This is a genomic window from Dankookia sp. GCM10030260 (assembly GCF_042666655.1).
Classification (GTDB): Bacteria; Pseudomonadota; Alphaproteobacteria; order Acetobacterales; family Acetobacteraceae; genus Paracraurococcus.
In genome coordinates, this window is the sequence record NZ_JBHTDE010000007.1 from 117729 (window position 1) to 130978 (window position 13250).

13 protein-coding genes are annotated in these 13250 nt (G+C 72.2%); 10 read left to right on the plus strand and 3 right to left on the minus strand.

All coding sequences use genetic code 11. The features are described 5' to 3' along the window. Positions 1-10: 10 nt before the first annotated feature. Positions 11-985, minus strand: a complete 975-nt coding sequence (locus ACFQS7_RS20945) for a Bug family tripartite tricarboxylate transporter substrate binding protein (protein ID WP_380069078.1) — start codon at positions 983-985, stop codon at positions 11-13. Between the two features lie 77 nt (positions 986-1062). On the opposite strand from ACFQS7_RS20945, the gene ACFQS7_RS20950 reads away from it, so the two are divergent. Further along, a complete protein-coding gene (locus ACFQS7_RS20950; RefSeq protein WP_380069079.1) occupies positions 1063-1809 on the plus strand; it encodes a hypothetical protein in 747 nt (248 codons plus the stop codon). Between the two features lie 20 nt (positions 1810-1829). Here ACFQS7_RS20950 and ACFQS7_RS20955 read toward each other — a convergent pair whose 3' ends face one another. Next, the gene (locus ACFQS7_RS20955) at positions 1830-2666 is read right to left on the minus strand and encodes a flagellin (protein ID WP_380069080.1); all 837 of its coding nucleotides are present in this window, start codon (positions 2664-2666) and stop codon (positions 1830-1832) included. A gap of 276 nt (positions 2667-2942) precedes the next feature. Here ACFQS7_RS20955 and rfbC point away from each other — a divergent pair, with 276 nt between their 5' ends. From rfbC to rfbA, 4 genes are read left to right on the plus strand one after another with little or no spacing between them, the layout of a single operon-like run. After that, a complete protein-coding gene (rfbC, locus tag ACFQS7_RS20960; protein WP_380069081.1) occupies positions 2943-3527 on the plus strand; it encodes a dTDP-4-dehydrorhamnose 3,5-epimerase in 585 nt (194 codons plus the stop codon). Positions 3528-3538: 11 nt separating this feature from the next. After that, a complete protein-coding gene (gene rfbB / locus ACFQS7_RS20965) occupies positions 3539-4600 on the plus strand; it encodes a dTDP-glucose 4,6-dehydratase (protein ID WP_380069082.1) in 1062 nt (353 codons plus the stop codon). Next, positions 4600-5493, plus strand: coding sequence for a dTDP-4-dehydrorhamnose reductase (rfbD, locus tag ACFQS7_RS20970; RefSeq protein ID WP_380069083.1), 894 nt, complete (start codon positions 4600-4602; stop codon positions 5491-5493). Before rfbB ends, rfbD begins: the two co-directional genes overlap by 1 nt. Next, a complete protein-coding gene (gene rfbA / locus ACFQS7_RS20975) occupies positions 5490-6362 on the plus strand; it encodes a glucose-1-phosphate thymidylyltransferase RfbA (RefSeq protein ID WP_380069084.1) in 873 nt (290 codons plus the stop codon). Before rfbD ends, rfbA begins: the two co-directional genes overlap by 4 nt. Before the next feature lie 135 nt (positions 6363-6497). Here the strand turns inward: rfbA and ACFQS7_RS20980 are convergent, their stop codons facing one another. Then, positions 6498-7985, minus strand: a complete 1488-nt coding sequence (locus tag ACFQS7_RS20980; RefSeq protein ID WP_380069085.1) for an HWE histidine kinase domain-containing protein — start codon at positions 7983-7985, stop codon at positions 6498-6500. Between the two features lie 356 nt (positions 7986-8341). Between ACFQS7_RS20980 and ACFQS7_RS20985 the strand changes: the two genes are divergently transcribed. From ACFQS7_RS20985 to ACFQS7_RS21005, 5 genes are read left to right on the plus strand one after another with little or no spacing between them, the layout of a single operon-like run. Continuing rightward, positions 8342-9376: an MBL fold metallo-hydrolase gene (locus ACFQS7_RS20985; RefSeq protein ID WP_380069086.1), complete on the plus strand. Its 1035-nt coding sequence runs from the start codon at positions 8342-8344 to the stop codon at positions 9374-9376. Next, the gene (locus ACFQS7_RS20990) at positions 9373-10644 is read left to right on the plus strand and encodes a flavin monoamine oxidase family protein (RefSeq protein WP_380069087.1); all 1272 of its coding nucleotides are present in this window, start codon (positions 9373-9375) and stop codon (positions 10642-10644) included. Before ACFQS7_RS20985 ends, ACFQS7_RS20990 begins: the two co-directional genes overlap by 4 nt. Positions 10645-10676: 32 nt before the next feature. Then, on the plus strand, positions 10677-11921 hold the full coding sequence (locus ACFQS7_RS20995) for a M20/M25/M40 family metallo-hydrolase (RefSeq protein ID WP_380069088.1): 1245 nt from the start codon (positions 10677-10679) through the stop codon (positions 11919-11921). Continuing rightward, on the plus strand, positions 11918-12796 hold the full coding sequence (locus ACFQS7_RS21000) for a DMT family transporter (RefSeq protein ID WP_380069089.1): 879 nt from the start codon (positions 11918-11920) through the stop codon (positions 12794-12796). Before ACFQS7_RS20995 ends, ACFQS7_RS21000 begins: the two co-directional genes overlap by 4 nt. Continuing rightward, entirely contained in the window at positions 12793-13236 is a 444-nt protein-coding gene (locus ACFQS7_RS21005) for a DUF3237 domain-containing protein (RefSeq protein WP_380069090.1), read from the plus strand. Before ACFQS7_RS21000 ends, ACFQS7_RS21005 begins: the two co-directional genes overlap by 4 nt. The last annotated feature ends 14 nt before the right edge of the window (positions 13237-13250 follow it).

A 13250-nucleotide genomic window follows, 5' to 3' on the forward strand; every position in this document is an offset into this window, starting at 1 on the left:
CGGGTGCCGCCTAATCCGCCTTGATGCCGGCGGCCTTCACCACCGGGCCCCAGCGATCGTATTCCGCCCGCACGAAGCGGCGCGTCTCCGCCGGGTCCATCCAGATCGGCTCGCTGCCCATGTCGATCAGGCGCTGCTTCGTGGCGGGCGTGTCCATGATGTCCCGCAGCGCCGACGCCAGCTTCTCCATCACCGCGACAGGCGTCCCCTTCGGCGCGAACAGCCCGGTCCAGGACCGCACCGCATAGTCCGGCACCCCCTGTTCCTGCACCGTCGGGATTTCCGGTCGGCTGCGGACGCGCTCGGCAGACCCCACCGCGACGATCCGCACTTGGCCGGCCGAGGCCGGTCCGGAAACGGTCGGCAGGTTCAGCACCACCATGGGCACGGTGCCCGAGATCAGGTCGGCGATCGCCTGGCCGCCGCCGCGATAGGGCACGTGGATCAGGTCGATCCCGGTCCGCAGCCGCAGCAACTCGCCCGCCAGGTGGTTGGACGACCCGACGCCGGAGGAGCCGAAGCTGAGCCCGCCCTTCGTGCCGCGCGCCTTGGCGATCAGTTCCTGCATGGTGGTGGCGCCGAGGGCGTTGGAGACGGCGATGACGTTTGGCACGTCGACCAGCATGCAGACCGGCAGCAACGCCTCCTGCACCTCGTAGCCCAGGGTGTGGGCCATCAGCGGGTGGAAGACATGGTTGGAGGCGGAGGAGACCAGCAGCGTCTGGCCATCCGGCCTGGCCCGCACCGCCTGGCCCATGCCGAGGCTTCCCCCTCCGCCCGGCCGGTTCTCCACCACGAAGGGCTGGCCGAAGCGGGCCTCCAGGGCCGGGGCCAGCAGCCGCGCGGCAACGTCGTTCGACCCGCCCGGCGCCCAGGGGACGATCAGGGTGACGGGACGGGACGGCCAGGCCTCCTGCGCCCCGGCGCCGGTGGCCAGAAGCAAGGCAGGCGCCGCCAGGGCGACGCGGCGGCTGAGGCGGTGCATGCGGTGATCCTCCGACATTCTATCGCGGCCCGCGCTATAGAGCCGCACGACCTGGCGCGGAAAGGGTGACACCGGGGATGCGGGGCCTGCTGGCGGTGACCATCTGCGGCGTCCTGGCGCTGGGCGGCTGCGGCCCACGCTCGACCGGGGTGGTGGAGGCGGCGGACGGCATGCTCAACCTGACGGTCAGCGGCCCCGACCTGGCGGCGGCGACCGAACGTGGGCTGCACGACGCCACGGCACATTGTTCCGAGCAAGGCCGGCAGACCCAGATCCTCGGCACCCGGATGGGGCGGGACGACTACCGGCTGGCTTTCCGTTGCATTGGTCGGGCCGCCATCGCCGGGCCGGCGGCTGCGCCGCCCTCAACGGCCCCCTCGATGGTGCTGCTGCAACCGGCGGTGGCGCCGGTGCTGCACGGCGACGGATCCGCCCGCCGGCCTGTCGCCCCGCCGCCATCTCAGCCGACTGCCCTGCCACCCCTGGTCCCCGGCGCGACGGCCATCATCCTGCTGCCGCCGGCGACAGCGCCGATCCTGAGCGACGCGGGTCTTGCCCGCCGCCTCGAACCGCCGGCGCCGGCGGTCCGGCCGCCGGTACGCGCCACATTGCCGCCGCTCGGGGGGCCGACCGCCTTGCCACCGGTCGCAGCGGTGCTGCCGCCGATTGCCGCCCCGCCGCCGCCGGTCGCGCCCACGCTGTCGCTTTCGGTGCCGCCGAGCCGGCTGCTGGCGCTGCCGCCACCGGCTCCGAGCCCGCCCGCGCAATCCGGCGCGTCGGTCCTGCCGCCATTGTTCGGGCCGGTCGGCCTGCGGCGCGACTGACCACGCCGTCGCCGTCGGGATCAGCCCTTGAACAGGCTGAGCAAGGATTGCGGCGCCTGATTGGCGATGCCCAGCGCCTGGGTGCCGAGTTGCTGGCGGATCTGCAAGGCTTGCAGCCGGGCGCTTTCCTTCGCCATGTCGGTATCGACCAGCGCGCCGAGGCCGCTTTCCTGCGCATCCAGGATCGCCTTGTTGTAGGTGATCTGGTTGTCGATGTAGTTGGCGTAGGAGCCGAAATTGTTGAGCTGCGTGAGGGTGTTGGTGATCGCCGCGCCGATCGCTCCGGTCGCCGTCAGCGCCGCCGCCGCATCGCCCGCGGTCCAGCCATTGGCACCCGAGATGGCGTCGAAGACCTGCGCCTGGGCCGAGTAGCTGCTGAAGCTGTAATAGGTGCCGCTGCCACTGGTGATGACCTTCACCGATGCGGCCGTCGCATCGTCCAGGATATTCAGCCCGTTGTAGCTGGCATCCTGGATGAAGGCCTGGACGTTGTTGGTGAGTTGCTTCGCCTGCGACTGGTACTGGGTGCGCTGTTCGGCGGTGATTGTGCCGTCGGCCAGCTTGACGGTGATCTCCTTCAGCTTCTGCAAGGTGGTGGACACGTTCTGCAGCGCCGAATTGGTGACTTCCAGCAGGCCCTTCACACCGCCGAGTTGCTGGTTGGCCGAGTTGGTCGCGGCCATGTCGCCGCGGATGCGTTCGGCAACCGCATAGGCCGCGCCGTCGTCCCGGGCATCTGCCACGCGGAACCCGGTGGAGATGCGCTTCTGGGTCGCCGAAAGTTCGTCCGCTGTCCGGTTGAGGGACTGCAGCGCGACCATGGCGCCGACATTGGTGTTCACGGAGTTCAGCGGCATGGAGATTTTCCCCGGGCGGCGGCCCGTCCTGGGCCAGATGCGGCAGGATCGCGCGTTCCGGTTAAGACGCAGTTAAACAAACCCCTGCAAGCACGGGTCCGCGGGGACGCGTTTGCGTTGAACTCCCCGAAATTTGACTTCACTCAGGGTTCAATTACAGATCGGGGCAAAGGCGGGCAAACCGTCTCTGTTGCTCCATACATCAAGCCTGATTGCGGTCGGAACCAGGTTCACGGGGGTTGACGGGTGCGCGCGCAACAGACGACTGAGACGCCTATGAACGATGGTCTGCGCCGATCCGGCAATTTCACGGCGACGAGTCTTCCGGTGCCGGGACCGTTGCTGGTGACGCCGCGGCGCTTCGGCGACCATCGCGGCTTCTTCCTGGAAACCTACAGCGCGCGCGACTTCGCCGGCCTCGGCATCCCCGACGTCTTCGTGCAGGACAACCATTCGCTCTCGGCGCAGCCCGGCACCGTCCGCGGCCTGCATTTCCAGCTGCCGCCGCATGCCCAGGCCAAGCTGGTCCGCGTGCTGCGCGGCGCCATCCTCGATATCGCGGTCGATATCCGACGCTCCTCGCCCAGCTACGGCCGGCATGTCGCGGTCGAACTGACCGCCGAGAATGCGCTGCAGCTCTTCATTCCCGCCGGTTTCGCGCATGGCTTCTGCACCCTGACCCCGGATACCGAGGTCGCCTACAAGGTGACCGATCTCTATGCCCCGGACTGCGATCGAGGCATCGCCTGGGACGATCCCGACCTGGCGCTGCCCTGGCCCTTCGAGGCCGCCGCCGTGCAGTTGTCCGACAAGGACCGCCGCGCCCCGCGGCTGCGCGACCTGCCCACCGTCTTCGCCTGAGGCCCAACACAATGCGTATCCTGGTCACCGGCGGCGCCGGCTTCATCGGCTCGGCCGTCACCCGGCTTCTCGTCCAGCAGCGCGGCGCCACCGTGCTGGTGGTCGACAAGTTGACCTATGCCGGTGACCGCCGCTCGATCCGCGACTGCGAGGGGCGGCACGGCTTCCAGTTCCTCGAAGCCGACATCTGCGACCTGCCGCGGATGCGCGCCGCGATGGCGGAATTCCGCCCCGACGCGGTGATGCACCTGGCGGCCGAAAGCCATGTCGACCGCTCGATCACCGGCGCGGCCGACTTCATCCAGACCAACATCCACGGCACCTTCTGCATGCTGGAAGCGGCGCGCGGCTACCACGCCTCGCTCGACGGCGCGGCGAAGGCCGCCTTCCGCTTCCACCACATCTCGACCGACGAGGTCTTCGGCTCGCTCGGACCGACCGGCGCCTTCTCGGAGACCACGGCCTATGACCCGCGCTCGCCCTATTCGGCCAGCAAGGCGTCGTCTGACCATCTCGTGCGCGCCTGGCACGAGACCTATGGGCTGCCGGTGCTGGTGACCAACTGCTCGAACAACTACGGCCCCTACCATTTCCCCGAGAAGCTGATCCCGCTGGTCATCCTCAATGCGCTCGAGGGCCGCGACCTGCCGGTCTATGGCGACGGCAGCAACATCCGCGACTGGCTGCATGTGGAGGACCACGCCCGCGCCCTGGTCACGGTGGTCGAGCGCGGCCGGGTCGGCGAGACCTATTGCATCGGCGGCCGGGCGGAGCGCCGCAACCTGGCGGTGGTCGAGACCATCTGCGACGTGCTCGATCAGCGCCGGCCGGCGGCGCGGCCGCGGCGGGAGCTGATCCGCTTCGTCACCGACCGGCCCGGCCACGACCAGCGCTACGCCATCGATTGTTCGAAGATCGAAAGCGAGCTCGGCTGGCGCCAGCAGGAGAGCTTCGAGAGCGGCATCGCCGGCACCATCGACTGGTACCTTGCCAACGACTGGTGGTGGCGGCCGCTGCGCGAGGGCAAGTATACCGGCGAGCGCCTGGGCCTGTTACCGGCGAAGGCCGGTTGATGCGGATCCTGGTCATCGGCCGCACCGGGCAGATCGCCACCGAATTGCTGGCGCAGCTCCCCGTCGCCGGCCATGAGTCCCTGGCGCTGGAGCCGCCGGAATTCGACATGACCGACGCGGCCCAGGTTGCCGGCGCCTTCGACCGGTTCCGGCCGGACGCCGTGGTCAACTGCGCCGCCTACACCGCGGTCGACAAGGCGGAGGAGCAGCGCGCCCTGGCCTTCGCGGTCAATGCCACCGGCCCGCGCCTGCTGGGCGAGGCGGCGGCCCGCGCCGGCATTCCCGTGGTGCACTACTCGACCGACTACGTCTTCGACGGCACCAAGGACTCGCCCTATGCCGAGACCGACGCGCCCGACCCGGTCGGCGCTTACGGCGCTTCCAAGCTGGCCGGTGAATTGCTGCTCCATCTCGCCCAGCCGCGGACGGTCACGCTGCGCACCGCCTGGGTCTGCTCGCCGCATGGGGCCAATTTCGTCAAGACCATGCTGCGCTTCGGCAAGGAACGGCCGGAGATGCGCGTCGTCGCCGACCAGCATGGGGCGCCGACCTTTGCCGCCGACCTCGCCGCCGCCGCCGTCGCGCTGCTGCCGCGCCTCGCCGCGGCGCCGGCGGGCGATGCGGTCTTCGGCGTCACCCACCTGACCGGCGCGCCCTATACCACCTGGCACGGCTTCGCCGCCGCGATCTTCGCAGCCGCCGCCCGGCGTGGCCAGGCCGCGCCGACGCTCACCGCCATCGGCACGGCGGACTATCCGACCCCGGCCCGCCGGCCGGCCAATTCCCGGCTCGACTGCACGCGCGCCGCCACGGTGCTCGGCATCCCGCCGGCCGACTGGCGCGTCGGGCTGGAACGCTGCCTCGACCAACTGATGAAGGATCCCGCGGCATGAAGGGTATCGTCCTGGCCGGTGGCAGCGGCACCCGGCTCTATCCGGCGACGCTTGCCGTCTCCAAGCAGCTGCTGCCGATCTACGACAAGCCGATGGTCTACTATCCGCTCTCGGTCCTGATGCTGGCCGGAATCCGCGAGATCATGATCATCTCCACCCCGCACGACATGCCGCTGTTCCAGCGCCTGCTGGGCGATGGCAGCCAATGGGGCATCCGGCTGGTCTACCAGATCCAGGACAAGCCGAACGGCATCGCCATGGCGCTGGTGCTGGCCGAGGAATTCCTCGCCGGCGGCCCCTCGGCCCTGGTGCTGGGCGACAACATCTTCCACGGCCATGAACTCGACACCCGCATGGCCGATGCGGTGGCCGACAAGGGCGCCGCGGTCTTCGCCTACCGCGTCGCCGATCCGGAACGCTACGGAGTCGCCGAATTCGACGCCGAGGGCAAGGCGCTGTCGTTGGAGGAGAAGCCGGCCAAGCCGAAGTCGGATTGGGCGGTGACCGGCCTGTATTTCTACGACGGCCGCGCCCCGGCCATCGCCCGCGCCCTGGCACCCTCGGCCCGCGGCGAATACGAGATCACCGACCTCAACAAGGTCTATCTCGAGGAAGGCACGCTCCGTGTCGCCCGGCTCGGCCGCGGCTATGCCTGGCTCGACACCGGCACCCATGACAGCATGCTGGAAGCCGGCGAATTCGTCCGGGCGATCGAAAAGCGCACCGGCCAGAAGGTCGCCTCGCCCGAGGAAGTGGCCTGGCGCAAGGGCTTCATCACCGATGCGCAGTTGCTGGAAGTGGCCCGCCCGCTGCGCAACAGCGGCTATGGCCGCTACCTGGAATCGCTGCTGCACCACGCCCACGGTTGATCACGCCGTCCCCGCAGCACGGCACGACGGGGGCCGTCGCACGGCATGGGTGCGGGGCGCGGTGATGGAGGGCGATCCCGCCGCGGTGGCTGTTCAGGAGCCCGTCACGATCCGGGACCGGCAGGGCTGGCCCGGTCAGACCACTGCTTCGGCCGGCGCCGGGCGCAGGCTGCTCGGCGGCAGGCGGATCGCGCAGCGCATCCCCTCCGGCGTCCACTCCCGGGCGATCCGGCCGCCCAGCTGGTCCTGCACCGTCGCCTCCAGGATGCGGCCACCGATGCCGCGCAGCGGCGGTACCTCCGTCGCCGGCAGGCTCAGACGTTCCTCCCAGACCAGTTCCAGCCAACCGGCCGGCGCCACGCTCCAGCTGACCGATAGCGTCCCGCCGGGCTGGGTCAGGGCGCCGAACCGGACCGCGTTGCTAGCGAGTTCGTGCAGCACCATGGCCACCGGCTGGGTGGCGACCGCGGCCAGCATGACACCGGGGCCCGCGAGGCTGAGGACGGTGTTCGCCGCGGCATGCCGGCCCAGCTCGGCCTCCACCAGGCGGCGAAGCCCGACGCCCTGCCAGCGCGCCTGGGCCAGCAGCGTATGGGCCCGGGCCAGGGCGGCGATGCGTGCCTCGACCCGGGGCAGGAAACTGACGGGGTCCTCGGTGCGGGTCAGCCGCAGCAGGGCCTGCACCACGGCCAGGGTATTCTTGGCCCGGTGGTCGACCTCGCGCAGCAGCAGCCGCTGCTGCTCCTCCGCTTGGCGGCGTTCGGTGATGTCGGCGATCACACCGTGCCAGGTCGGGCAGCCGAGGCCTGCCGTTGCCTGCGTACGCAGCTCGATCCAGCGCGGCGCGGTGCCGGAGGCGGTGCGCAGCCGCACGGCGCATTGCTCGGGGTCGCCGCTGCGGCGGGCCCGCGCGGTGGTGGCGTCGAGCAGTGCCCGGTCGGCCGGATCGATGCAATCGCGCAGGGCCGTCAGCCCGACCGGGTCGGCCGGGCACCAGCCGAGGATCTTCGCCGCCTGGGCATCCCAGGCGACACGATCGGCGGCCTCATCCCAGGACCAGCAGCCGAGCTCGGCGGCGGCGAGGGCAAGGCGGAGCTGCGCCTCGCTCTCGGCCAGGGCGGCGGCGCGCAACGCCTCCCGCCGCTCGTTGCTCGCCGCGGCCAGGCGGGCGCGCCGTTCGCGACGATGCATGATGAAGGCAAGCGAGAGCATCGCCGCCATGGCGGCGCCAAGCGGCAGCAATCCGTTGCGCGGCGGCGGCGCAGGCCGGATCGCCAGCACGCGGAGCGGCCAGCCGGCCACCGCATGTTCCGCCGTGAGGAAGGGGCCGCCGCCGGCGGTGGCCTCGCCGAAGGCACTGGCGAGCAATTGCCCATCGGGCCCCAGGATCGCCAGACGGGTACCGCCCGGCGGCGGCGCACCGGCCAGGGCGGCCACCAGGATGGCGGGGTCGGTCGCGGCACTGCGCGAGGCGTCGCCCTGTCGGGCCAGGCTGGCGGCGACCTCCGCTGCCGCGACGGCGGCCTCGCGGGCCAGCGCCCCGGCCTCCGTCCCCAGGGTCGGGACCATCCGGCCGAGCGGCAGCAGGGCGAGCGGCAGCAGGACGGCCGCCAGGATGAGCATGGCCGATCCGCGCAACGCGATGCGGCGCATGGCGGGTTGCGGCGGCGGTGTGGCCGGCAACGACATCGGCGATGGTTGGATGGTCCCGGTATAGCCCAAATGGGGGCGCCTGTGGTTGCCGCGCCCGGCCCCGCGCCGGATGCTCCCGCGCAACAACTTGGGCCTTTCGACGAATAATCGCTCTTCGAAATCTCGTGAGAGGCGAATTTGTGTCCTCGCCTCCCGGCCGGGCGGCGGATCGACAAGGGCGGCGGGCGGCCCCTATCCTTCGGTGCGCTCCGCAGAAGCGGCCCGTGCCCCGAAGCCCTGCCCAGCAGCCCCATTTGGCCCGTTCGCCAGCGGCGGAGACCCACCGGATGCCCGAAGCCCCCCGCGACCTCGCCCCCGATGTGCCCGCGCCGGGCGAGGTGCGGCTGCTGCAACCTGGCCTGCTACGGGCCCGCATGCCGCTGCCTTTTCCCCCCGGCCACGTGAACATCTGGTTTCTCGAGCACGCGGGCGGCTGGTTGGCGGTCGATACCTCGGTCTCCGGGCGGGCCAGCCGGGAGCTGTGGGAGCAGTTGCTGGCCCGGCCGGAACTGGGCGGCCGTCCGCTGACCGCTCTGCTGGTGACGCATTTCCACCCGGATCACATCGGCTTGACCGGCTGGCTCTGCGAGCGCTTCGGCATCCTGCCGATGATGACCCGGATCGAGTGGCTGATGGCCCGTGCGCTCTGGTACGACAGCGGGCCGGACATGATGGCGCAGCAGGTCGCGCACTACACCAGGGCCGGCTGCCCGCCCGAATACCTCTCCTTCGTCGAGGGCCGCGGCGCGCTGTACCAGCGGGCGGTGGGCGAATTGCCGCGCAGCTTCCATGCGCTGAAGGATGGCCGCAGCGTGACCATCGGCGGGTCGGAATGGCGCGTGATGACCGGGGCCGGGCATGCGCCGGACATGGCGACGCTCTACTGCGCCGAACGCGGCGTGCTGATCTCGGCCGACCAGATCCTGCCGCGCATCTCGCCCTATATCGGCCTGCATCCGGGCGAGCCGGAGGCCGACCCGCTGGGCGACTTCCTGGCCAGCAACGAGCGCTTCCGCCCGCTGCCGGAGGACACCTTCGTGCTGCCCTCGCATGGCGAGCCGTTCTCGACCCTGCACCGCCGGCTCGACCAGTTGGCCGGCCACCATGCCGAGCGGCTGGACACGCTGGCCGAGGCCTGCCGCGAGCCGCTGACCGCCTTCGAGGCGGCGCAGGTGCTGTTCCCCCGGGCGACCGGGGAGCTGCCGCAGATGGGCTTCACCGTGGGCGAGACCCTGGCGCATCTGCGCCGGCTGGAGCGCCAGGGGCGGCTTTCGGTCGAGCCCGGCCGCGGCGAGGCCGTGAGGTTCCGCACCCGGGCATGAGGCCGGACGTCGATGTGCTGGTGGTCGGCGCCGGCGCCGCGGGGATCGCCGCGGCGCGGCTGCTGCTGGCGCGGGGCCGGACGGTGCGGCTGCTGGAGGCGGGCGGGCGGATCGGCGGCCGGGCCTTCACCGAAAGCGCCTCGCTCGGCGCGCCCTTCGATCACGGCGCCTCCTGGATCCATGTCGCCGAGCGCAACCCGTTGACGCCGATCGCCCGCGACCTCGGCTTCACCCTGCGTGACGAGCGGCGGCGGGTGCGCGACATCTTGCTGTTCGAGGGCCGCCCGGCCACCGAGGCCGAACGCGCCGCGCATGACGCCGCCTGCGAGGCCTGGGAGGCGGCGGCCGAGGCGCGCGATGCGGCCGGGGGCGCCGACATCCCGCTGGCCGCGGCGGTGCCGCGCGACGGGCCCTGGGACGCCACCGTCTCGCACTGGTTCAGCAGCATCATCTCGGGCGTCGAGGCCGAGCGCTTCAGCCTGCGCGACTACGTGGCGACCGGCCTCGACGGCGCCAACCTGCAGGTCGCCGAGGGGTTCGGCACGCTCGTCGCGCGGCTCGGCGAGGGGCTGCCGGTGAGGCTGCGCACTCCAGTCGCGCGGCTGCGCCGGGACGGCGCGGGCATGGCGGCGGAAGGCGCCTGGGGCGTGCTGCGCGCCGGGGCGGCGATCGTCACCGTCTCGACCGGCGTGCTGGCGGCGAACGGCATCCGCTTCGACCCGGCGCTGCCGGACGCGGTCCAGACGGCGATCGCCGGCCTGCCGCAGGGGCTGCTGAGCAAGGTCGCGCTGCGGGCGGCGGGGGAGGGGCGGCTGGGACTCGGCGCCTTCGCCCGGCTCGGGCGCCAGGCGGAGGGACCGGACGACACGCCAATGTCCTGGATGCTCTGGCCCTGGGGCCGCGACTACGCGGTGGGCTTCATCGGCGGGGCGGCGGCCTGGGCCCTGGCGCGGGAAGGCCCGGCGGCGGCCGAGGCCTTCGCCCGGGCCGAGCTCGCCCGCTATTTCGGCGCGGCCGAGGTGGCGCGCGCCTTCGCCCCGGGCGCGGTGGCGACCGGCTGGGCGGAGGACCCGCTCTTCCTGGGCGCCTACAGCCATGCGCGGGTCGGGCAGTACGGCGCCCGCGCCGTGCTGCGCGACGCGACCCTGGCGGATGGCCGGTTGCGCTTCGCCGGCGAGGCCTGCCACACCCGCATCGCCGGCACCGTCGGCGGCGCCTGGGAGAGTGGCGAGCGCGCCGCGCGTGCGATCGACGCCGCGCTCGGCTGACGCCGGCGCCGCGGCAGGGCATGGTGCCGCGCATGACCCGCACCGCATTCGCCGCCTGCGCCGCGGCCGCCGCCGACCGCGTCGTCGCCCTGACCCAGGCGCTCGTCGCCGTCCCCTCGCCGAACCCGCCCGGCGACACCCGCGCCTGCGCCGAGGCCGCCGCCGCCTTGATCCGCGCGGCGGTGCCGGGGGTGGAGGTGGCGCTGCATGCGACCTCGAACCTCGTGACCAATGTCGTGGCGCGGGTGCGCGGCCATGCGCCGGGGCGGCGGCTGATCTTCAACGGCCATCTCGACACCTACCCGGTGAACGAGGCGCTGCCTTGGACCGTGCCGCCGCTTGGCGGCCTGCTGTGCGACGGCAGGCTCTACGGCCGCGGCACGGCGGACATGAAGGGCGGCATCGCCGCCTCGATCCTGGCGCTGGCGCTGCTGGCCGAGCACCCCGCGCTGTGGCGCGGCGAGGCGGTGCTGACGCTCGCCGGCGACGAGGAGAGCATGGGCGTCCTCGGCACCAGGTGGCTGATGGACAACGTCCCGCATGCGGTGGGCGATGCGGTGATCATCGGCGATGCCGGCAGCCCGCGGGTGCTGCGCTTCGGCGAGAAGGGCTTCCTTTGGATCGAGGTCGAGGCAGCCGGCCGGGCCAGCCATGGCGCGCATGTGCATCTTGGCGTCAATGCGCTCGACCGGCTCTGCGCCGCGCTGGATGCGGTGCGCGGGCTGCGCGGCCTGGTGCCGGCGGCACCGCCGGGCGTGACCGCGGCCATCGCCGCGGCGAAGCCGGTCAGCGAGGCGCTGGCCGGCGCGGGCGAGGCCGAGGTGCTCGGCAGCGTCACGGTCAATGTCGGCCGGGTCGAGGGCGGCACGTCCACCAACCTGGTGCCCGCCGGCGCGCTGGCCGGGATCGACATCCGCCTGCCGGTCGGCGTCTCCTGCGCCATGGCCGAGGCGGCGCTGGCCGCGGCACTCGACGGGCGCGAGGGCATCACCTGGCAGGTGCTGCGCCGCTTCGAGCCGAACCATACCGACCCGGCGCATGAGATCGTTGGCCGAACCGCCGCCGCCGCGGCCGAGGTGCTGGTTGGCCCCTGCGCGGTGAACATGCGCGTCGGCGGCTCGGATGCCCGCTGGTTCCGCATGGCCGGGCTGCCGACCGTGGTCTACGGCCCGACGCCGCATAACATGGGCGGGGCCGACGAATACGTGCTGGTCGAGGAGCTGCGCCAGGTGGCGCAGGTGCATGCGCTGGCGGCGCTGGATTTCCTCGCGGCGTGACCCCCGCGGCCAATGTCCCGCGGGCGATGCTGTGGATGCTCGCCTCCGGCCTGCTGTTCACCGGGCTGAACGCGCTGCTGCGGACCCTGGCGCAGCAGCTCGACCCCTTCGTCACGCAATTCCTGCGCTACGCCGCGGGCGCACTGGTGATGCTGCCCTTCATCTGGCGCGCCGGCCTCGCCGCCTACCGGCCGAAGGGGCTGTCGGGCCAGCTCTGGCGCGGCGCGGTGCATACCGCCGGGCTGATGCTGTGGTTCGTCGCGGTGCCGAGGGTGCCGCTGGCGGAGATGACCGCGCTCGGCTTCACCACGCCGCTCTTCATCATGCTGGGCGCCATCCTGTTCCTCGGCGAACGCATGGTGGCGGCGCGCTGGATCGCCGCCTTGGTCGGCTTCGCCGGGGTGCTGGTGGTGGTCGCGCCGGGCCTCAGCGGTGGTGGAGGGCCCTATGGGTTCGTGATGCTGGCCGCCTCGCCGCTGTTCGCCGCCTCCTTCCTCATCACCAAGGCGCTGACCCGGCGCGACAGCCCGCAGGTGATCGTGGTCTGGCAGGCGCTCACCGTGACGCTGTTCAGCATGCCGCTGGCGCTGCTGGCCTGGACCTGGCCGACGCCCACCCAATGGGCGCTGTTCCTGCTGAGCGGCGTGATCGGCTCGGCCGGGCATTTCTGCCTGACCCGGGCGATGTCGCTGGCCGACCTTTCGGCGACCCAGCCGGTGAAATTCCTGGAATTGCTCTGGGCGTCCCTGGTCGGCTTCGCCATCTGGAGCGACGTGCCCGGAACGGCGACGCTGCTGGGCGGCGCCATCATCTTCGCCAGCACCAGCTGGATCGCCCGGCGCGAGGCGCGCCTGCGGAGGGAGGCCACCGCATGACCGAGATCCCCCTTGTCGCGCCCGGCGCGGAATTCGTCTGGGAGGCGCTGGTCGAGATCGCGCCGACCCGGTTGCTGGGGGAGGGGCCGCTGGGCGAGCGGCGCATCGTCCCCATCACCGGCGGGCATTTCGCCGGGCCGCGGATCCGCGGCCGGGTGCTGCCGGGCGGCGCCGATCGCCAACTGCTTCGCCGCGACGGGGTGAAGCGGCTGGAGGCGCTGTATGAGATCGAAGCCGAGGACGGCGCGGTCATCACCGTGCTGAACCGCGTCGTCATCGCGCCAAGGGAGGGCGCGCCGGACTACCGCGCCTCGACGCTCGAGATCACCGCGCCTGCGGGGCCGTATGCCTGGCTGAACCGCCTCGCCTTCGTCGGCACGCTGCACCCGCTGGCGCCGCGCCCCGCCGTGCTGGTGCGGGTGTTCAGCCTGGTGGCCTGACCGGGCGGCGCGCC